The sequence below is a fragment of the Photobacterium marinum genome (genome assembly GCF_000331515.1).
In the GTDB taxonomy this organism is placed as follows: Bacteria; Pseudomonadota; Gammaproteobacteria; order Enterobacterales; family Vibrionaceae; genus Photobacterium; species Photobacterium marinum.
Genome location: NZ_AMZO01000013.1, coordinates 57,845 through 78,999, shown reverse-complemented (window position 1 = coordinate 78,999; position 21,155 = coordinate 57,845). Strand labels below are relative to the sequence as shown.

Here is a 21,155-nt window from a genome sequence, read left to right as displayed (position 1 = left end):
GGCATAAAGCCCCCTTAAACGTTTGGATTTCCAAATCCCCGCATCATTTCGAGAATTTTGTTATTTTTTATTTCGGCTTTTTCTTCTTCTGTTAAATATTCCTCTGGAATTTCTTCCGAAATCCAAGGGTATATATCAACAGGTTTCAATTGATTTTTTGAATCACGATTCTGATTAACTATTGCCGATACAAGATAGCCTTGATATAAAGCCTCTGTTCTTGCTCCGAATGGTTCATATGCGTGATAAATTTGTATTTTTCGATATGTTTGAATAGGTAGCGACTCGATATATTCAAAAGTCCAGCCTGTATGAATGGCAAGCCTGATTTTAAACCATTCATCCCTATTCCTTATTAGTTTCCCGCTTCTTCCTTTTCTTCTTCAGGTGTTAGACCAAAGCCGGATAACTCAAAAATCTTGTTTGTTACTTCTACAATTGGTTCTTGATTCTTTGTTAGAAGTGCTTTTACATCTTTCTCTGTGAATAGATGTTTACCGTTTTCATCAACACAACCGTAAATCATCACATAAACCATTAGATCTAGTTGTGTTCCTTTATTTGCTTTCCGTTGCGCCTTTGCCATTTCACCAACAGACAAACCCTTGACCATTACATCACCGCCCCATGCTGGAACGTGAACTGATTCAGTTGGAAGATCATCTGCTGCTAGAATTGCTTGTTTACTTAGTGCCATTTTATACGCCTCTATATAACTGCCGCCCCCATGTAATAAAAAGAAAGCGTTTCCTTTGGAGGCATTAAGGAAACGACTTACATCTATGTTTATTTATCAATTAGCTTTTATGCTTTGTGAGTGACTTTAAGACCACCTAATACACCAACAGAACATGTTAGAGTTCGAACACCATCAGCAGGTGTTGATAGACTCCAAGAAAGAATATTTGCATTCATTGCAACATATGTTTCCGCTGAACCTGCAATTAGCTTAACTACTAGTGAGATTTGTTCACCGTTATCAAATAGTGCTTTTAGTGGTTCGTGTTCAATCGCTTTGTAGTTCATTACTAGATCAAATGGTGCTACAGACTTAATGCCAGCTAGCGTTACAGTATGACCATCACCGGCATATTGGTTAACAGTTACTGTTGCTGCTGTATCTGCAATATCAGCAATGTTTTGAATATTTGTAATTTCTTTTGTGCATTGAGTTACGCTTTTATCCAGACCCTCAACATAAAAAACTTTTGAGTTATAGCCTGTGGTTAGTTGGTTAATACCAGCCATGTTTTTATCTCCTTATATCAAACCACTTCGAACTCGAATTCGATTGCGATTTCGTGTAGCTTGTTTTCGAATAAATCCTTTTCGTTTACTAGGCGACCTAATAAGATTTGATTTGCTCCTAAGAGTCCTGAGCAACAATGAAAGATTTCAATAATTGACTGAGCTAGTTCCTTAGCTCGCTTGTATTCAACATCAATAACATTGAATTGAATTCGATATATTTTTGTCCCTTGGTTCTGATAACTAATATTTCGTGTAGAGCCTGTATCGGAATAGACTATTGCGGGTTTGATTTCGTCTTGAGGCAAGTAGTTAGGAAAGATTCGATCTTTTACAACTTTTTCAATATTAGATTTAGAAACAAGGTGCGTTCTTAAATCTGTTATAAACATTATTTATTATTTGTTCTCCTTGATTTCTGTCTCATAGCGTTAATGTATTGTTTAGCTACTCGATTTCGATTACTCGAATATTTATCAAGTTCCTTGCTAACGCTTTCTTTGAAATTAGATAAAATAGAATCAACGTTTTCACGTAATGCAGGACGCAGAAACGGACGCGGGTTTAGCATTGTTAGCTTTGCTTTGTAGTTAGGCACTTTAATGCCGAATATTATATTTCTTTCTACTGTGCTTTCCTGTCGTCCGAATTCGAGCCGTGAAGCGTAATCTTCTGTTTTCGCCCCTGTCTTAACCCTTGCCCTAAAGAACGTTCCATATTTACGCGCTCGTTTATTTCTGAGCTTTGTAGTAACAGACAAAGTAATATCATCTCTTATATGAACACCTTCATGATTTGGATCGTAAGGTGCTTTTTCTTTAGCTGCTGCAAGAACAGGTTTCATTGCTTCACGCCCTGCTGTATGAACAGACTTCCGACCTAACACCGTTCCTATATCAAGGATTGATTTTTGTAATTCTTTTAATCCGTGAACACGGAACGTTGATTGTTTGATCATCGTCTTTCCTTAGCAACAATTCGTAATTCCCTATTCAACCAATTAACGTTATCTACGCTTTGAATATCGTATTTCTTATTTTGAAATCTGATATACATATCAGGTGTGTATTGCTCAATAACTCGGGAATACCTTGTTTTAAACTCAACTGTTTGAATAGCTATTTCAATATTCCCGTTTACTACTTCCTGACCATCTAATACTTTGACTTCACAATACGGTTTAGCAATCAATTGCCAGTTGTTAACGTATTCGCCTGATTCGTTTTTTTGTTTTGTTTGCTTATAAACCTGAATAACATGTTTTAATTTACCTGAGCGCATAATCACCCCTCAAATAAACGATATGTTGTTAACAGGTTCTTAGAACCAAATGGAATCATTGCAGCATTAACACCCATAACTGTATCTTCTCGGTTCTCGTATAGATTACCCACGATTAGTAATACAGCTTGCTTAATAGGTGCTGGAACTTCCGAAACATCAGAAAAGCCGACTGTATATTTAACCTCCACATCAAAGTAACTATTTTCAAAGCGAATAGAGTTATTGAATTCATTTACCTTGAAACCATCAGTAATAACAACACCTGAAGCTTTCACTTCTGCATTAGAGATATCACCGAATGGTAAAAAGATAACCTCACCTTTTGAAACTGTTTCCTGATAACCATGAATGTCTGTTGGCAATAACTTACGATGTGTAAAAGCTTCTGCCCATTGTGTTGCTGCTTCGATTTGATTAAGAATTAAATCATTATCGAAATCATCAAAAATACGTAGATGTTGTTTAGCTTCATCAATTGAAATAATAGTTTCTAGGGATTTATTATTAGTTTTATAATCCATTATACCGCTCCATTTTGAAGCGGTATTTTCATACCGCTTTTATTACAATTAGGCTGCTTTAACCTTGATACCAATAACCGCTTTGTTGTCACCAATCATTGAGCCAACACGACGATCAAAATAAACCTTGGTAACACCTGGAGCTGTAACGTTATCTTGTAGCGTTTTCATACCACGGTAATTAATGAACTCGTAACCGCGTTTGAAATCACCAAATAGAATTGGATATTTACCCGCTTCAATATCATCAGCGTAATCATCAATAGTTACAGGGAAACCTAGTAGTGTGCCGTCTGAACCTTCTGATACATCTTTAGTTAGGTAATAACGGCCTTCTGCGTCTTTTAGCTTCGCTAGCTCTGCGAATGTCTTACGGTTGAACATCCAACGCGCATTAGCACGGTAGCCAGTTTTAAGCGCGTAAACAGTATCAATTAGAAAATCAATAATGTTCTGTGACAGAGTTGAACCAGTGCCGGATGCAAGCTTACCTTGTGTGCTAGTAACACGATGAGCAAAGTGTTCTACAGAACGTGCGCCTGCACCCTCATCAGGTTTAACAGATTCAACATCATCAAAGTGTTCTAGGATGCCTTTTGGCTTGTTAGCACCGTCACCACGCCATAGGCTTTCTGAAATAGCGCGACCCATTTGATCAGCAATATCAGTAACCATATAGGATTTAAGGTCTACTGCTGGATCTTCCTGTGCTTCATCAGTAATGAATGAATACGCTTGAACCTTACCAAGAACAGGACGGATAAACTGTAGTGTTGGTGTTTGGGTGAATTGTGGTGCTGCTGCTGCGGTATTCTCACCTACCCAACGCGCACCCGCACGTTGTGCGTCAACTAGTCGCTTGAACTCAGGACTTGATAGAGTTCGAGAACCAACCACGTTTAGAATTGCGTAATCATCTAGCAAACGCTTTAGAATCTGACGTTCCATATCTTCAACGATTGCAACTTTACCTTCTGCATCGTTGGTTACGTTCATATTGCCAGCTTTAACTTTTAGCTCGCCTTCTGCGCCTTCATATTCGAATGACTTCGCATTGATAATTGTTTCTTTTAGAAACTGGTTAGTTTCTTTTACATTAATTTCTTTTGCTTCCATTTCGGATTCCTTTCCAAAAAGTTGAGGACGGTTAGACTTTGCTGAAAGTGTTTCGATTGAGTCTTCAAGTTCTGCAACTGCTTCCTTCAGCTCGATAACTTGAGATTCTGATTGCTCTGATTTTTCTTTTAGTTCTTTAAAAGAAGCTTCAAAGGTTTCAGCTTTTTCTTTGATTTCTTTTACTTCATCAGCGTGAACACTTTCTTTTTCAGAAATAGCCTTAACGCCTTCTAGTAATTCATTTAGTTGTGTTTCAAATTCCATTTGAATATCTCCATTTACAAAACAACACGCCTTCGAACATCCCGTTCGAATGAATGCCTAGAAACAACTTCCCGTATGCTTCGATGTTTTATTTATTTATCTTTTTGATTAATTGCTTTGAATAGCAGAAATGAGGTTTTTGATTTGATTAATCTTTTCTTGCATTTCTTTTTCAAATTCTTCTTTTTGAATTGTTCCACCACCAATTGCTATATAACCACGTGCTAGAAATGCTTTTACTTGCTTTTGGGATAGTCCAAATTGTTCCTTCAGTGCTTTTTCCATTTGTCGCTCTGTTGGAACTTCACCATCACCAATTAGTGATTTAACTGTTTCGACTCGGCTTAATTCATTACAAGGAAAAGTCACTACAGAAATTTCTTTTAGTTCGACTTCTTCTAGATAATTGGTATTAGTAGATGAATCGTATGTTTCCTTTTTGACTACGTAGCCAATAGATAAACCTGAAATAGCACCTGCTTTCATTAATGCATGTGCTTCACACGCTTTCTGAACTTCAAGAACTAGCTGACCTTCAACGTATAAGCCGTGTTCGTCTTCCTTCAGAACGTCATACACACCAATAACTTGATCGCGTTGGTGCTGCCAAAGCATAGGGATTTTTCGCCCTGACTCGGTAATAGCCTTAATGCTATTTAGGAAAGCACCTTTCCGTGTTACATCACCTGCATGATCTTTATAATCAGCAACGTTTGCATAACCAGAAAAACGTCCTTCTTCGTTGATTTCCTTAATAGAGAAATCAACCTTGAATTGTTTATTCTTCATTCTTTGGAATCTCCGTTTCCTTTGGTTTTTCTCCTAACTTGCCGAACGTGTAGTTATTCGTTGCAACAACATGTTGATCACCGCCTTTTTCAAACGGTTCTAATCCAAACATTTCACGAACTTCGTTAAGTGTTAGCGCACCCATTGAAAACAATTCCTTTGTTAATTCAATTTGTGCTTTCGTATCACCCTTAATTAAATGACTGTAATCCAGTTCGAAATGATAATTTTTGTGTTTACCTGTGTTCAGCATTCTATTTATACGTGCTGAAATCTTCTCGATATAAGGAGAAATAGAATCACGGTAAAAACTAATTGATTGTTCTTCGATATTTGAAAATGTTGCTCTTTCAAGATCACCAATCATGTGCAAAGGAACACGGAAAATACCGCATATTTCAGAGCGTTGATATTTTCGAGTTTCTAAGAATTGGCTATCTTTATTCGAAATGCTTACTTGTTGGAACTCTAAGCCGTCTTCTAATACAGCTAGTTTATTGCTGTTAGTAACGCCTTTATGAAGGTTGTTCCAGCCTTGTTTTAGTCGTTTAATTGCTTTTTCTGATAGTGATTTTTCTGTTCGAATGATCCCGTTAGGTGTTGCTGAATTAGTGAAAAATTGCTCACCATGTTTAGCCGCTGCCATTGAAAGCCCAATAGAGCCACGGTTAAATGCAATAGGCGACATACCATGCAACCCGTCAAACGTCATAAAGCGAATATGCAGAATGTTATGCTCTGTCAGTCGCTTAAACTCTGTTGGCTGTTCAGGTTCACCACCAAAAGAACAATCGTAATAAACCGATCCATCAATGGCAGTATTTATAGAAACCTGACTTGGTAAAAAAGGAATTATTTCAACAGGGACACCGCGAGAATTGCGGTTAACATAAGCGTAGAAATTACCATCCACGCATAAATGAATTGCAATTTGTTCAAGAAATTCATTCCACGTTTGAAAGTCGTTTGGTTGTCGCGTTAATACGTTTGATAGTTGTGAGCTTTCATTACTAATCTCTTTTTTAACACCACCATCAATTTTAAATAGTTTCGGTTTTAGCTGTCCAAGTGCTTCAGAAATAACACGAATGCAAGCGTAGACAGTGGAATGACGCATAGATTTACTGCCGGAAACATCCATTCCCGCAACTTGCGTATTTTCACCGTCTGCCAATAATGCTAATAGATTAGGATTGTTAACTGCGTATTCTTGTTTTGTTTCTAAAGACAATGGATTACCGTTATAATCCACAATCATTTATTTACTCCATGTAATTACCACCTATAAAAGAAATAAATCTCTTTCTTCATAAATGGTTTCTTTCGTTCCTTCCTCTAGAACTGTTCTCTGTAGACCTGTTATCAAAGCGATAAGGCTATCAATCTTTTTATATTTAGCCCCTTTCTCTTTATGAACCTTTATATTTCCGTTTAAATCTTCCGTAATAAGTGAATTAGAGCAACACCATTCAAAAACAGGATCACCGTCATATCTGACTTTGTTCATTTTGAATAATGCTTCTAGTAACTTACTAGGTTCAGATAGAGTTAATGCGCCTTGTCGAACTTCAACCATTGGCAACTGATCTTTTGTGATTAATTCAATTGCTAGCTGTGTTCCTGCATATGGATCGTAACCAATTTCCTGAACATCAAACATTGTTGCAAAATCGCGTAAATCTCGTTTAATCCATTCGAAATCAACAACGTTACCTTCTGTTAAAGTTAAATGACCTGAGTTAGCCCATTTTGTATATAACTGTGAAAGTCTTTCAGGAACCAATTGCACCATATCTTCTGGTAAATAATGTCGCTGAAATATACTTATCCCGCCATCCTCATCAGGGAATATCAAAGATATAGCTGTTAAATCGCATTTCTGTGATAAGTCCATGCCTATGTAACACTTGCGGCCTTTAAAGTCTGACAGTTTTAAATTAGTGTCAGTGCAAGCCGTTACCTCGTTCATATCTAGCCATGCTTCAGAACTATTAACGAAAACATTAAGGTGCTTTGTAAAAAAGTTGGCTCGTTCACTTGGAATCTGTTTTGCTTTTTTACAAAGCCGCTCCATATCATCGATTTTTTTAAATTCACCTAATGCCGGATTTGCTTTCATCCAAGCTACAGGATCGTCTATTGAATCCCCTTCATCTATCGTGTAATTAGCTAGAAACCAAGTATCATCATTCTCTATTTGTTCAAGAATCATTTTCCCGTAATCAAGCAAATCTACACAAATTCCATCAAGGATCGTCCCTGCTGTTGTAATACCAAGCATTAATGATTGTTGACGTGCTGCTGTTGCGGTCTCTAATACACCCCATAGATTTCTGTCTTTCCATGCATGTAGTTCATCAGCAATACAAAAGTGAATATTCAAACCATCCAATGAATTAGAATCACTGGCTAATGCTTTGAAATTAGAGAACATTGCGGGGAATTCTAAGCGGTTCTGATAGCTCTTAGTTACTTTCTTGAAAGCTGAACCAGATAACATTTTTGAAGCGTCACGCCATGAAATCATAGCCTGCTCTTTAGTCGTTCCCGCTGATACGATTTGTGCGCCTTCTTCTTTATCAGCAAGTAACCCATACAAGCCAATACCAGCCGCTAGAGTTGATTTACCATTCTTACGCGCTACTAATATTGTTGCTGTTCGAAAACGTCTTAGATGCTTTCCTGTGCGCTTATCCTTTTCCTTTTTAACCCAACCAAAGATCGATGCAAATATCCAAATTTGCCACGGCATTAACTTAATAGGTGTTCTAGCAAGTTCGCCTGTTGTGTGGTCAATATACTGAAAGAAATCTATTACACGTTGTGCGTGTCCAACATCAAACATGTAAGGATAATTATCATTTTCTGACTTTTCTAAATCCTTAAAGTGTCTTTGTGCTGCTAACTTGATCCATTTATTAGCAGGAATATTCCCCTTCAAAACGTCATAACAGTATCTATGACACCATTTGTAACTTTGCTCGTTAGGTTTAAGGTTTGGATAAGAATACTTTTCTATATCCAATTCCATTTTTATTTAATCCTTTAAGCCATATAGCTTTTTCATTTCGTTTATATTGTGCTCCATTGCCTTAATAACTGTGTAGCTTTGATTCGTTCTAGTTCATAAGCTTCTGTTTGTTCATCAAGTGGTAGCCATGCTGACTCTTTATTTTTATAAAGTTCATCCATTTTATTTTTATAGAATTCGTTGCGCATATTATCCCTGTAAAAATTTCTTCAACACCTCGGCATTTTCATCTTCCTTACTACCGTTAATATCTTTAGCGGATTTAGGAGATAAACCGGATTGCTTCACTATTTCCATAATGTTTTTAAATGCTGCTTGCTTTGTTTGAACTGCTGGATTTTGTTTGCAAACAGGATAACCATTAGCACCTTTTACAGTGATTGTTTGCCCGTTAGCCTCAATATCTTTTATTGCACTTATATACTCGTTGTATTCAACTGCAAACAAAGCACCCATATATTTATATTCTGCTGACTCAATACCTTTTGATTCCATCGTATCAACGAAGTCTTTAAAATACTTTGTTGCTGTAGATGGAATCCAATTAGGTTTTTTAGGCTTTGCCATATAACCCCCTGTCTAATTTACTGTTATATTTAGTTCCACACTTTTGGGGTATAAAGGTCTGCGCGTTGTAAAAACTTGTCCAGCGTTGACTGTCCGTGTGAAAACCATAGAAAAGCACATAGCCCCCCTACTTAGGAGCCAACAAGCTGTTTTTCACTGTTTTCTAAGGGGTTTTCGGGGAAAATTGGTTGGTTTTTTTGCTGAAAGGCTAAGTTGTTTACATAGTAGGTAGGAGCGCCTGGTATTTCGTGTTGAGTATATTGTTGTCTACTGCGTTGATTGCTGTTTTACAAAATCTAATACGTAGTGCAGATATTCACTGATGATCGGCAATGGTTCACCTTCTTCATTATGTGTAGGTAGTGTTTCACCTGTTAGAAAGTCCATAAAGGTAATGTTGCATTCATCATCTATCAGTATGAAAACGAATTGATCTTTGTATTCGAATAGAACCTCATTGAGTTGTTGAACTGGTATCATTTCTTGTTATCCTTTCTTTTGATTTGCTTAATTTGTTCGATTAACCAATAGCCTGAAACAGTTTCTTTCTGACGGCGTTTCTTTTCACCGTGTGTCTTTATTGAGTGGCATGAATAGCAAAGGCTTTTAAGATTATCCCAATCTAAGCGCTTGCTATAGTCATCATTAATTTCAATAACATGATCCACTATATTTGCTTGCTTATAGACAGAACGGCTTAGACAGTCCTCACATAAAGGATTAGCTAAGCGTTTCTTATAAGATAGATTCTTCCATGCGCGACTATTGTAAAAGCTAGCGTTCTTATTAGCTGTATGAGGTCGTTTGGGTATTTCCTTTGTGTGTGCTTTACAACGTGTTGTTCCGTCATATACAACAGCCTTACAGCCGGGATAAGTGCATTGTTTAGGTATATGGACTCGCATTACTTTCCACTGTGTTGTTCGTCTATTTCATCTAGCATTGCTTCGTATTGTGCTAGGTGAGCGGCTGGTGATTCCTTCAGGTATTTACATACTTCTGTTACGTAGTGAGTGATAAAGGCTTCACTAGCTGCCTGTTTCATTTTGAGAATTTCTGTTTCTGTATACTGATTTGACTCTGCTTTATCTTTCATTATTTCGCCTCTTTTGAATTGTTACTCTATTTATTCAAGCAGGAGATATTTAAAATCAAATCGAATAACTATTCACGAAAGAGTGCATTGATTAGTCAATCAACGCCGTTCATTTAACACGTAGTTGATACAGAACAGGTGCACATTAGGCAGAATGAAATTCTGATATAATCCCATTTTGATTGCCAGATAAGGAGTAAAATCTGACCATTCACCCAATGGCCATAATAGCAACGAATTGTTAATACTGCTGCTAGACAGTTACCTTTCTTGGCTATCATTAGATAATGATTATTTTGAAATAACCAATGGTGTTTTTCTGAAGTTGAATCTTTTACTTACGACATGGAAGTATGGAAGGAGGAGAAAATGGCTGAAAAGAATAATTATCCCATCATCTTTGTTCATGGAATTCTAGGCTGGGGTGAGCATGAGGCAGGTTTTGGAGATTACTGGGGAAGAGCACATGATGTAGAGGGGTATAAAATAGAGTTTGCATCCGTCGGTCCAATCTCTTCTTATTGGGATCGGGCGAGAGAGTTATTTTATCAAATTAAGGGGTATAAGGAAGACGATTGTGATCGCGATTGTGTTTACAAATGCGATGGATATGAAGAACTTCATATCCATAAGGAAACTTTGACTGACCACCTAAAGGTAGAAAAACTTCCTAATTGGAAAAAAGGGAACAAGCCCTTATACAGTGCTTGGGATAAAGATCACCCTATCCATTTAGTCGGACACTCTCAGGGAGCATGGACCATTCTGCTACTGCAATATATGTTAGCTCAAGGCGATTTATTTCCTCCTTATAAAACGAGTGCCCGCTGGATTCGATCCGTAACAAGTATTTCTGGTGTGCTCAATGGAACTACTGCTCCTTATGCAGTATGCAATTTCGATGAAAAAACAGGTTATTACAAAGGCACATCATATCCTTTCATCCTAAACAGGCGATTGATGTATGATTTTCTCGGACTATCACCTATTAACTTATTGAAGACTAGGTGGCATGCTTTTATATCCCCTTATTCTAACTGGGATAGTTTTATGCATGATGTGAAAGAAATATTAAAGACGGGTGGATATAATTGGGATTTAGATCAATGGAGTGTAACTCGGAAAAACAAATCAAACATTATATATAATGAAAAACTAGAAATGCTGTTAAATATGTTATTTATTTTCAAAGTTAATTTGAAAGATTTTGTTTACGGTAAAGACAATGCTGCTTATTGCTTGTCAGTCATAGGAACGATAGAGTTAAACAAGCTGTTTAAAGTTTATGAAGATACTACTTACTTTAGTTATGTTACACAACAAAAGCCCAAGGATTTCCACTTTTTCCTAAAGCGCTTCGGTAAAGCTATCGGCAATTATTCTATTAAAAAACTCATTAAAACTGAATACTGGCCAGAGAAAAACCGGCGATGGCCAGCTAAGGCTGAGATTGATGAATTGTGGCAAAAAAATGATGGCCTTGTGCCTGTTATCTCACAACAGTATCCGTGGCTTGGTGTTGAAGAGGAAAACTATTTCCCTGTTTCCGAATATAACGATGAAGGAGTCCTTTTCTGGCCTAAATCCCCTAGAGCAGGCAATTGGTATACTATGAATAATGTTCTTAATGGGTGGGATCATACTGATATTGTTTTTTTCCCACAAAAGAAGGGTAGTTTCCAATGGAATGAACAGTATTGGTTTTACTTAACTCTATGTTCAAACCTAAATAAGCTACCTATATTGCACCCCTAAAATAAGTAACATTAAAAGCTATCTGTTGATGTGGTTGGTGCCCCAACAGCCGAGCTATGAAGCTTACACAATAAGTTCTTCATACGTAACTCACAAAGAAAAAGGCCAATTAAAATATATATTTTAATTGGCCTCTTTGTTACCACTAGGATTCTTGTTTTTTATATATGAAACAAGCTTATGTTATATACAAAACTTAAAGTAATCACTATAGCAATAATTCTTCCTCTTTTTCTTTTAGCTTTTCAATATACTTGTTAAACTTTTCAATTTCCTTGACAATTTCAGTGATTTTATCCAACGGAATTCTTTTATCTTGATCCAGAGAAGCTAACATTTCCACCTGATACTCACCATTAACCTTTTTAATTCCATGCTTATCAAATAATAAACTTAGCTTTTTATAAGATGGTTCCCATTTATTTATTACACTATATTTGCCAAAGCTGTTCACTTCCTCTGTAAGCCCATCAATCATATCATTCTGATGCTCTTTGAGCTTTTCTAACTGCTCTATCTTTTTCTCGAATTCTTTTTTTTCGTCTGAATATGATTCTAATTCTTTCTCTGCCAACTTTGATTGATATTCATTACTTGCTTGATGCTTCAGCTTTGCAAGCTCTACATTTTGTTCATGTATTAACTTATCTCTAAAATATCTAGATTTCTTTACCAAATAATCAATCGCGAATTGTAGCCACTCCAAAATAACCACATAGCAAAAAGCCACGAAAAAAAACATAATTAGCTCGTTATAGTTAAACTCAAACTGATGGAGAAGTTGCAGCTTAACTTCCTGCTTGCTCCAAATGAAAACACCGATCTCTTTAATATGATACAAAGCATAAATTAAACAAAATGAACCAAGTATAGGGCTTTTCATTCTTGATAAAATTGCATCAATCAACTCTTTCACTGTGAACCTCTAAAATCATAACAACTAACTCATCTGATAAAAATCTATCACAATCAGTTGAAATAATAAATATTGCCTAATATTCATTATGTTACAACCAGAAGTAACCACATTCCAACTAACATTCATAATTTTCAAATGTGTTATGTGTTACAAGAAGAGGCCGCTTGCGCGGCCTCTTCTTACTGAGTAACTATTGTAAATGTGTTGTCTGGTTTACCAACTAACGATTTACCGCTCGGAGTATCCAGTTTTGACACAAAAATATGGTTTTCCACATAATCAACTGTAATCATACAGCTGTAGCCGCCTACAGCTTCGTATAAGTCTTGGAACATCAAAGTTTGTCCCTCTGAACGCCACCTAGGACGTTGTGAATCTTTTTCAAGTTGGCGCGATTTAAGTATCTTAAACTCAACACCATCAACGCCTAAATGATGAACAGCGTTCGAACAAAGTTTTATAGCCACACCTTCACTATAGATAATATTTTCGACAGAAATTCGTCCTCTATTTTTTTGTTGAACTCTAGCAATAATTTCCCGTGCTTCATTGGCTGACTGATCTAACTGTTTCTGTTGTTCATCTGCTGTTGGTTCAGTGACATCTAAAAAAGAACCGATTACAAAAATCAGTGTGATTACTACACCAATAAAAATAAAGAACACCTTAACTATTTTCATGATTAGTTTATAAAGTTTATAAATCATTGTTTATCCTAGCCTTAGCGAATAAAGAATTATATATAACAGTCACTATCAAACATGTTGACTCTGTAAAATACCACGTTCTCATCTCTCTTTACTGTGACTAATGATTCTTAATGGCTTAAATTGATAAAATAAGGCATCGAATAACAGTGAATATCATACATGTTTGAATGCACCTCCTGAGCTAATAGCGTATCAATAGCAACCACATCATAAACACGCGCTCTTACCTCGCCTACTTGATTAGTGTCTGTTGGCTTAATGGTGTAACCGTCTTTATCGAGTAGCAATATCTCTACAAAAACAACGCCTGTAACATCACTCGCTTTATACTTATCACCCTGTCTTACTGTTACTTGTCCTTGTGGCTGTCCTGCTTGAATGGTCTTTACTTCAAAGCTATGTCTAAACCCGTCATAAATTGCCTGGATATCACAATCAGCATAAACCCTAGCTGTAAGCATACTGAAACGCTCTGTAAGCCCTTCCCATTCGTTTTTAATGTTCTTACTAGTAAAGTGTTTAACGGCTGCTAGCTCGCCTATACAGCCGTTAAAACAAGATATAATAGTATTAGTGTTCTGGCTTCCCTTGCCTTTCTGCTTCTCATAATATTCGAATTCGACTATTGATAGATTTTTGATTGCTTCGATTTCTTCTTTACTAAAAGTAATGTTGTATTTCTGCCGTTGTTTGTCTCGAATAGATTTGCGAATATTTCCAAAAGTCCCTTTCATCATTATTCCCCTTATTGATTATCAACTTTTCTAGTAATAGCTTCTGCTTCCTGCTTAGCCTTTCTTGCTACTATTTCGATATCTGCAACACCATAATACTTGTCTATTTCATTTCGAAATTTATTTTCAATCATACAAACTATTGTGTAATGCGCGTTCTTTGGTCGCTTTATCCATGCTATTTCATCTACTTGTCCTATTGAACATCCGTAGTATTTCGCTATATTTACTTTTGCTTTATACTCACTCCCATGCATCAACACTGGCTTTACATCTAATCTTTTGAAAAAGTCATAAACATCAGACAAAATGTTACATGCGATCAATTTAGGGTATTGCTCTTTTTTTATTTTCTTCAATGGAATACCGCAACATATATATCTACTATTATATAAACTCTTTGAATCCGATAGCTTCGAATATTCCTTATACAACCACTTATGCACTAATTTTATTTGTTCATTCGAAAGCTCTGTTAGCTTATGGTTTGTTGGCGGTAATTGTTCGATTTGGTCTTTCTGGTTTATTGAAAAAGCATACGCCTTGTATGCTTCCTCTGCTGCTCGTTGTGCTTCATACTCTGCGTATGGCTTCAGTAATTGCTGTAATTTATTGTCCATTACCATTCCTCATCATCTTCTAAATCTTGTTCACTATTACGCCATGTTCCTTTAGCTACTAACTTTCCTTTGTTAGCTGCTGTGTTATTGTCAACATAAGCCGTCATTGATATGTCGTATGTGTAATCACCTAAAAAAAGTGTAACCATGCTAGAGCCATCGTTTAGCATCACAAAGACAACACAAGCTTCGTTGAACGTTTTATTGTTCTCTCCTAATTCAGTGCATTGCTTACGGCGTGTCTTTAGTGTCCCGAGCGTTACAATACTTGTTGTATCATTTATATCAGCTAGATATTTCTTTATTTTTTTATAGGCTGTAACACCATTTTTATAGGCTGCTGCATCCTTATTTGCTTTGTTTTCTCGTATGCGATTTTTTAGAGATTTTATAGGTGTGGATGGACTAAGAGGAACGCATTCTATTTCGTTACCTACTTCAAAACTGCGTAGTTGCTGCTTGTAACTACCATCATCTAAGCGAACAGTTTTGATTTTTTCAATCATGCGTTTCTTGTCAGGGTTTGAATGGAACAAACGGAAAATTATTTTATATGCGTTTGTTTTATTGACTGTTGAATTATCGAATACATCAGATTCGATTCGTTCAAAGGTTTCAGAGTGGATATCTTTGATTAGAACGCCTATATGTTTTTGCTGGCGATGTTCATTAGTTACGTTTTGTGCTTCCATTGTTTTTTCCCTCATTGCTGCTGTGAGCATTATCAGTTGTAAATGTTGCTAGATATTCGTTTATACGTGATGTGATGTTGAAATCTTCAGGTAAGTTATCAAGCGTGTAGTTGCTTACTCGAATACGTATTACCGAACTATTATTATTTGTTGATTGGCGCATAAGTCCCCCTTGTCTTTTTCAACAATTGTATTTAGTGTTTTGGTTTTGATTTCTATTCAAATGAGGCTTTAAATTAGCGCAAATAATAAACAGACAAACAATTGTTTGTTCTATGTCAATTTTTAGTAAGTGATAATGATGAAGTGATATTGATAGCTAGCTGTTGTGCTCTTTCTATTACTATTAAATTACTAAAGCACTAAAGATCTAAAATACTAAAGTATTAAATTCCTAATACTCTAATACTCTAATAAGACGTGCTGTTTTTCGCGTTGCTCAAAACAGCCCTTACTTACAAAGAGCTAAGGGATTATGGCAAGGGGGATTTGTTCCTCCTACAAGTCGGGGGTGCTTCGGGGAATAATGCCCTACGGGCTTACAATTTAGGGGGAATAGGAGTGCTCCGCACGACTATTGGTGTTAGTAAGCCCACCACCACGCTTTAACCAAAAAAAGCACCTTAAGGTGCTTTTTGATTAGTAAAAATCTGTAGTTCGTGTTCGATTGCTTTACGACTACTCATGATCAAGTAACAAAGGTAAGCCGTGCTTTTCTAACTCAACTTGTAAGGTATCGCCATACTCACCAGCGATAGAGCGAATGAAATCGTTGTAGCTACTTACAGCACTTTCGAATAGCATTTTCCATTCAAAAATATCATCTTCGTTATTATTCGAATGTGCGCATTCAAGATTTTGCTTGTGCTCATTAGCTAGTGTTTCGAATGCTTTTAGCTGTTGTAGATGTTCATTTTTCATTGTATTGCCTCCAATAATAACAAAGCCGCCTTATTGCGACTTGTATTTATTCAAAATTACTTCATTGGTTGTTTTTTGTTCGATGGCTGATTGCTTTAGCTACTAAAACGTAGATTGATGTCGAATTGTTTTGTTTCCTCATCTTCATCCTTCATTAGCTCTTTCCACTCTAGAATTTCTTCCGTTATATTGACCCCATCTTTGAAATACAAGTATGACTCTTTCTGTTCATCATTTTCATAAAAGATTATTGCTGGTTTTGCGTGGCTACGATGCCAGTAGCCATTTTTACGATATTCTTCACGTTCAATCTTACCGTTTTTGTAACGAATAATTGCTGGCTCATCACCGTCACGATGCCATAGACTGTTTTGATAATATTCTTCACGTTCAAACTGACCATTGCGGTCATACTCCATAACTGCGGGTTTATCTCCGTCACGGTGTAGTTGACCGTTTTGATAATATTTTTTACTTTGAATCTGCCCCTCTTCACTGTAACGAATAGAAGCTGGTTTATCTCCATCACGATGTAGCTGTCCGTTTTTATAGTATTCTTTAGATTCAATCTTGCCTTCATAATAATCAATAGAAGCTGGTTTATCCCCATCACGATGTAGCTGTCCGTTTTTATAATATGCTTCTGTTGGAATCTGACCGCCTGCGTCATGATGAATAAGAGCTGGCTTATCTCCGTCACGGTGTCGCTGACCGTTTTGATAATATTCTTCGTGGTCAATCTGACCACTTTCGTCATACCTAATAAAAGCTGGTTTATCTCCTTCACGATGTAGCTGTCCGTGTTGATAATATTCTTCTGTTGGAATCAGGCCACCTGCGTTATGACGAATTTCTGCGGGCTTATCTCCATCACGGTGTAATTGACCTTTTTGAAAATACCGTTCAATCAAAATCTCTCCGCTCTCACCGTAACGAACATGAGCGGGATTATCTCCATCACGATGTAGCTCATCGTTTTGGTAAAATTTTTCTTCCGAAATCGAACCATAGCTAACATAAGCTGGTTTATCTCCATCACGATGCCATAGACCATTTTGATAGTATTCTTCACGGTCAATCTGACCATCCTTGTCATACCAAATAACTGCTGGTTTATCCCCTTCACGGTGTAGTTGACCGTTTTGATAGTATTCTTCACGGTCAATCTGACCATCCTTGTCATAGTCAATAACTGCTGGCTTATCCCCATCACGGTGTGGCTCATCATTTTTATAGTATTCTTCACTTTGAATCTGACCATTTGAGTAGTATGTGTATTCAGGCTTGTTCATTTCTATCATTTTGTAACTCCAATAAAAAAGCACCTGTTAAGGTGCTTTGTGATTTGTTAATGTTAGTGTCAATTGCTCAACAATTACGAACGGCGTTCAAAATTATGTTGTGGTTGCAGGCTATGATCGTTCTCGTAATGGGTTCTGTCTGCTATCCCTCCCCTCTATCTACTACTATCACAACCAGTTCTGATTTTGTTAAGCTGCGTCTACTCCCTCTCTTACTACCCTGTGGCTCTGCCCTCATCAATTGGCTACATTTCACTATAACAAAACGGAATGCCAGTGTATAAAGAGCCTATCACTTTTCATGACTGATTGAATAGCATAAACAACCACAAAGATAGACCACGAAGGATAATACACTGGATACAAAATTTACGGACGCGGATAAGATGTAGTGGGACGATTGCACACCAGCTTCCAGCCTTCACTTGCAAGCAGATCATAGACGCGCCCTTTTGCATCATTTAAGTCTTGACCAACTTCTATTACTTCACCTACTAGCACCATTTCTAGATCATCGGCCTTTAACAATGGTTGAACTTTCTTTCTATGCTGTAGAGCATCACGAACATGCTCTAATGAACTTTCTGTAGGTCGAGTGCAATAAGCTAAATCAGTTGAGATGAATGCTAGCTTTAAGCTATCAGATTTGAACACGCTTACTTTTCGATCTTGAATTTCATAGTTTTGCTTTTTGCGCGTTTTTCCATCGTCGAACTTACATACGCTTGATCTTGCGTTGTTAGCTTCTGTGATTTCCGCTAGCTGTCGTGGTGGCTCTAACTGTTTAGCCTTCTCTTCATTTTTGGCTACTTGTTTAGCCTTTGCAGCAGCAGCCATTGCAGCCATTTTATTTACTGGAACAGGTGCTTCTTCTTTTACTTCAGTTTCCTGTTGTATCGGTGTAATACTGTTCATTAGTATCTTTGCGCCCTCTCATAACTGTCTATACGTTACTATAACAATCATCAATGAAAGCGTATAAATATGTTCTCTAACAATAAGGCAACCTCTCATAAAAAAGCACCCGTTAAGGTGCTTGTGATTGTTAATGGATTACTGCTTACAGTGCTAACATAACAGCAAAGTATTTTTTTAAGCGTTTTTAGCAAAAAAAAATTAATTTATTTTTTGTGCACTACAGCACACGTTAAGCAAATTAAAAACCTGCTTTGCTAGTAGCTAACCCTGGCTCAGTAGTCAAAACATTTGCTCTATCCAATCTGCATCAAGAAACTCGTTAATAGCTTTAACAAGCCCTCATTGACAACAACATGAAAAGTCATCTCCAGCTCTTTTGCATGCATAAAAAAATCCCTAACCATAATGATGGTTAGGGATTTTCAGTCAACGACAAGATCGTTCAAGCTTTCTTCAACGCTCAACACGCTACCAAAACTTGGGATCTTTATGAACAATTAAATCAAGAAATTATCGAGTGATTTTCCTTCATTCTCGATAGCTTCTTTTAGAGGTGCAGGCATTCGACCTTGACCAGTCCAAGTGCGATCTTCACCATCAACTGTGAATTTATACTTAGCTGGACGAGCTGCACGTTTGGCTTTTGAGGCTTTACCCAGCATAGCTATCAATTCTTCAGGCTCAATGCCATCAGCGATCAGCATTTCTCGATAAGATTTTAACTTCTCTTCATGCTCTTTGTTTTTAGCACGTTCTTCAGCTTCAGTTTCTTCTCTTTCTGTTACCACAGATTGTAGTTTCTGTAAGCCTTCTTGAAGATCTTCTACGGTCATTTCACGAGCAGTTGCACGCAGCGAACGTAAATTTAATAGTGTTTTGAATACGTCAGTCATAATTCTGAATTTTATGTAGATAAGATAGGTATTCTAACTTTAATCAGTTCAGTAAACCAGCTAATGATTGATTTAACTTTTCGTTTAGCCCGTAGCCTTCATCAAGTTGCAAAGAGCTGACTGTCTAATTATTCTCTAAAAAACAATGGATGTATTTCAAACTTTTTATTTAAATCAGTAATGTCTAGCTCTGGTTTTTCGAAGGATGAGAAGATAAGTAGTGTATTGGATTTCTTTATCCCTATAATTCCAACAACAAACCAAACCTTTACTAACTCTTCGAAGTCAAGCAGTCTATTATTATGCTCTTCATCATCTGGGTTAGTATTCGGTCTATTTATTAAGTAGTTAAGAACTCTATTCTTGTCACTTTCAGTTAGTTCAGATATTTTGAAAGACTTATATTTAATGAATGATAAGCTGTCCAAATAGTCTTCTATGTGAGAATAGATGCTTTTCCATTCTTTTACTAATGCTTTTTTACGAACTGAATAAAATTTTTCTTCTGCCTCTAATACAATATCTTCGTTCAGCTCGACCCTACCATCACATTCAGAAAGACATAGATTTACAAAGTTTATTGCATCTCTTGGCCTTAACATTGTTCTGTTTATAATAAATTCATCCGCACTCTCATTGGACACCTTGAAGTTAAATATATCTGAAAAAGTTACACACTTTGATGACTGATATTGATTCTTTATCAAATAATTAATTCTATTATCTAGTATCTGTCTAATTTCACACTTATTCCATGATATGGCATAAATTAATGATTGGTCTTTTTCATCTTGACGCAAGCTATTATGATAAATTCCCATAATGATATCGGTTCTAATTGATATCAGAATTTTAACGGATTTAACATCAAGTAATTCTTTAAATGCCTCAAGCAATGCATTAATAAAATCATACCTTATTGAGCTAGAGCTTAGCCATGACTTATCTAAGTCATCGATGCTTATAATGACTCTAACTTGTTTCTCATTAGAAAACTCAGTTTTTATTATCTTTATTAGCTCTTTTTGTTTTCTTAATAGTTCTTTGCTTACATAACTAGACGTTGCAGATTGAATCTTTTTAAAATTCTCTTCTGAAATTTTGCCAGTCGAATTAAACAAACCAGAACCTATCTTCCCTGAAAGCTCGGCCTGCATCTTGTCACTTATTTCGGTAACAATATTTTCATTAAAGAAATTATCTTTATAACTTTCCAGATATTCATTTGCTATTTCTGGCTTATATGGTCTTTTATTTTTACCATACAAACCTTTTATATATTCAAAAAAGCTCTCATATGTAGATCTATAAAGAAGGTTTATTACTTTTACCAACAATACATGAAGCCATAGGGATTTATAGAATACTCTTAAATCAATCCCTTTCTCCATTAAACCTGAAATGAACACGTTGTTATTAATATGTTCAAACACGGTGTTTTCTGCTTCAATGGTATCATGTATTTTAACGGATTCACTCCCTAGAATCTGTTTTAGAAGAGCAGTTTTACCACTCCCTGTTCTTCCTACAATTATGCGTCGAGTAAAGTCAGGGTTGCTTTCACTATAATCAAAGTTAATCAGCCCCTTAAAAACGTCAGATTCATAAAAACATGAAGATAAGAATGAGTCAGTTTCTGCTTCTAATTTACCTATTTCCGTATTTTTCCGAAATTTATAAGAGCTCATATCAACCAGCTTAAATTGAAAATTCTAAGAATCTAACATTACACCTATTAGTGTATTAATTGAATTACTGGTCAACCTGTTTTTTTTG

Annotated in this window: 25 protein-coding genes; 1 reads left to right on the top strand and 24 read right to left on the bottom strand. The window is 36.4% G+C overall.

Going from position 1 to position 21,155, the window contains the following annotated elements; all coding sequences use genetic code 11:
- Positions 1-14: 14 nt before the first annotated feature.
- The 14 genes from C942_RS25625 to C942_RS09550 all read right to left on the bottom strand — a co-directional run bounded on the left by C942_RS25625 (position 15) and on the right by C942_RS09550 (position 9,916).
- Positions 15-149, bottom strand: coding sequence for a hypothetical protein (locus C942_RS25625; RefSeq protein WP_007465122.1), 135 nt, complete (start codon positions 147-149; stop codon positions 15-17).
- 206 nt (positions 150-355) lie between these two features.
- Entirely contained in the window at positions 356-697 is a 342-nt protein-coding gene (locus C942_RS09615; RefSeq protein WP_007465120.1) for a hypothetical protein, read from the bottom strand.
- Between the two features lie 107 nt (positions 698-804).
- The gene (locus C942_RS09610; protein WP_007465118.1) at positions 805-1,248 is read right to left on the bottom strand and encodes a hypothetical protein; all 444 of its coding nucleotides are present in this window, start codon (positions 1,246-1,248) and stop codon (positions 805-807) included.
- 391 nt (positions 1,249-1,639) lie between these two features.
- Positions 1,640-2,206 carry an HK97-gp10 family putative phage morphogenesis protein gene (locus C942_RS09600; protein ID WP_036799474.1) on the bottom strand — a complete coding sequence of 189 codons (567 nt, stop codon included), beginning with the start codon at positions 2,204-2,206 and terminating at the stop codon, positions 1,640-1,642.
- Complete coding sequence (locus tag C942_RS09595; RefSeq protein ID WP_007465116.1) at positions 2,203-2,529, bottom strand: phage head closure protein; 327 nt, start codon at positions 2,527-2,529, stop codon at positions 2,203-2,205. Before C942_RS09595 ends, C942_RS09600 begins: the two co-directional genes overlap by 4 nt.
- Before the next feature lie 2 nt (positions 2,530-2,531).
- Positions 2,532-3,053, bottom strand: coding sequence for a head-tail connector protein (locus C942_RS09590; RefSeq protein WP_007465115.1), 522 nt, complete (start codon positions 3,051-3,053; stop codon positions 2,532-2,534).
- A gap of 48 nt (positions 3,054-3,101) precedes the next feature.
- The gene (locus C942_RS09585; RefSeq protein ID WP_007465112.1) at positions 3,102-4,433 is read right to left on the bottom strand and encodes a phage major capsid protein; all 1,332 of its coding nucleotides are present in this window, start codon (positions 4,431-4,433) and stop codon (positions 3,102-3,104) included.
- A 108-nt stretch (positions 4,434-4,541) separates the two neighbouring features.
- Positions 4,542-5,222, bottom strand: a complete 681-nt coding sequence (locus C942_RS09580; protein ID WP_007465111.1) for an HK97 family phage prohead protease — start codon at positions 5,220-5,222, stop codon at positions 4,542-4,544.
- Positions 5,212-6,480, bottom strand: a complete 1,269-nt coding sequence (locus tag C942_RS09575) for a phage portal protein (protein ID WP_007465109.1) — start codon at positions 6,478-6,480, stop codon at positions 5,212-5,214. Before C942_RS09575 ends, C942_RS09580 begins: the two co-directional genes overlap by 11 nt.
- 24 nt (positions 6,481-6,504) lie before the next feature.
- Positions 6,505-8,253 carry a terminase large subunit gene (locus C942_RS09570; protein ID WP_007465107.1) on the bottom strand — a complete coding sequence of 583 codons (1,749 nt, stop codon included), beginning with the start codon at positions 8,251-8,253 and terminating at the stop codon, positions 6,505-6,507.
- A gap of 41 nt (positions 8,254-8,294) precedes the next feature.
- Positions 8,295-8,441, bottom strand: a complete 147-nt coding sequence (locus tag C942_RS25060) for a hypothetical protein (RefSeq protein WP_007465106.1) — start codon at positions 8,439-8,441, stop codon at positions 8,295-8,297.
- A 1-nt stretch (position 8,442) separates the two neighbouring features.
- Positions 8,443-8,820: a P27 family phage terminase small subunit gene (locus C942_RS24365; RefSeq protein WP_051035778.1), complete on the bottom strand. Its 378-nt coding sequence runs from the start codon at positions 8,818-8,820 to the stop codon at positions 8,443-8,445.
- A 476-nt stretch (positions 8,821-9,296) separates the two neighbouring features.
- Positions 9,297-9,725: an HNH endonuclease signature motif containing protein gene (locus C942_RS25620; protein ID WP_051035777.1), complete on the bottom strand. Its 429-nt coding sequence runs from the start codon at positions 9,723-9,725 to the stop codon at positions 9,297-9,299.
- Positions 9,725-9,916, bottom strand: coding sequence for a hypothetical protein (locus C942_RS09550; protein WP_007465098.1), 192 nt, complete (start codon positions 9,914-9,916; stop codon positions 9,725-9,727). Before C942_RS09550 ends, C942_RS25620 begins: the two co-directional genes overlap by 1 nt.
- 369 nt (positions 9,917-10,285) lie before the next feature.
- On the opposite strand from C942_RS09550, the gene C942_RS24360 reads away from it, so the two are divergent.
- Complete coding sequence (locus C942_RS24360) at positions 10,286-11,671, top strand: esterase/lipase family protein (protein ID WP_007465095.1); 1,386 nt, start codon at positions 10,286-10,288, stop codon at positions 11,669-11,671.
- Between the two features lie 208 nt (positions 11,672-11,879).
- Here the strand turns inward: C942_RS24360 and C942_RS09540 are convergent, their stop codons facing one another.
- The 10 genes from C942_RS09540 to C942_RS09495 all read right to left on the bottom strand — a co-directional run bounded on the left by C942_RS09540 (position 11,880) and on the right by C942_RS09495 (position 21,067).
- Entirely contained in the window at positions 11,880-12,587 is a 708-nt protein-coding gene (locus tag C942_RS09540) for a hypothetical protein (protein WP_007465093.1), read from the bottom strand.
- Positions 12,588-12,769: 182 nt separating this feature from the next.
- Entirely contained in the window at positions 12,770-13,297 is a 528-nt protein-coding gene (locus C942_RS09535; protein ID WP_007465091.1) for a hypothetical protein, read from the bottom strand.
- Positions 13,298-13,407: 110 nt separating this feature from the next.
- The gene (locus C942_RS09530; RefSeq protein ID WP_157372599.1) at positions 13,408-14,037 is read right to left on the bottom strand and encodes a hypothetical protein; all 630 of its coding nucleotides are present in this window, start codon (positions 14,035-14,037) and stop codon (positions 13,408-13,410) included.
- Positions 14,038-14,045: 8 nt separating this feature from the next.
- Complete coding sequence (locus C942_RS09525) at positions 14,046-14,654, bottom strand: hypothetical protein (RefSeq protein WP_036799468.1); 609 nt, start codon at positions 14,652-14,654, stop codon at positions 14,046-14,048.
- On the bottom strand, positions 14,654-15,346 hold the full coding sequence (locus C942_RS09520; RefSeq protein ID WP_007465085.1) for a hypothetical protein: 693 nt from the start codon (positions 15,344-15,346) through the stop codon (positions 14,654-14,656). Before C942_RS09520 ends, C942_RS09525 begins: the two co-directional genes overlap by 1 nt.
- Positions 15,347-16,024: 678 nt before the next feature.
- Positions 16,025-16,267, bottom strand: a complete 243-nt coding sequence (locus C942_RS09515) for a hypothetical protein (RefSeq protein WP_007465083.1) — start codon at positions 16,265-16,267, stop codon at positions 16,025-16,027.
- Between the two features lie 95 nt (positions 16,268-16,362).
- The gene (locus C942_RS24355; RefSeq protein WP_007465081.1) at positions 16,363-17,568 is read right to left on the bottom strand and encodes a toxin-antitoxin system YwqK family antitoxin; all 1,206 of its coding nucleotides are present in this window, start codon (positions 17,566-17,568) and stop codon (positions 16,363-16,365) included.
- Between the two features lie 369 nt (positions 17,569-17,937).
- A complete protein-coding gene (locus C942_RS09505; RefSeq protein WP_007465079.1) occupies positions 17,938-18,483 on the bottom strand; it encodes a hypothetical protein in 546 nt (181 codons plus the stop codon).
- 500 nt (positions 18,484-18,983) lie between these two features.
- Positions 18,984-19,379 (bottom strand): H-NS family histone-like protein, encoded by a 396-nt coding sequence (locus C942_RS09500; protein WP_007465077.1) that lies wholly within the window; start codon positions 19,377-19,379, stop codon positions 18,984-18,986.
- Between the two features lie 128 nt (positions 19,380-19,507).
- Positions 19,508-21,067, bottom strand: coding sequence for a P-loop ATPase, Sll1717 family (locus tag C942_RS09495; protein WP_007465074.1), 1,560 nt, complete (start codon positions 21,065-21,067; stop codon positions 19,508-19,510).
- Positions 21,068-21,155: the final 88 nt, after the last annotated feature.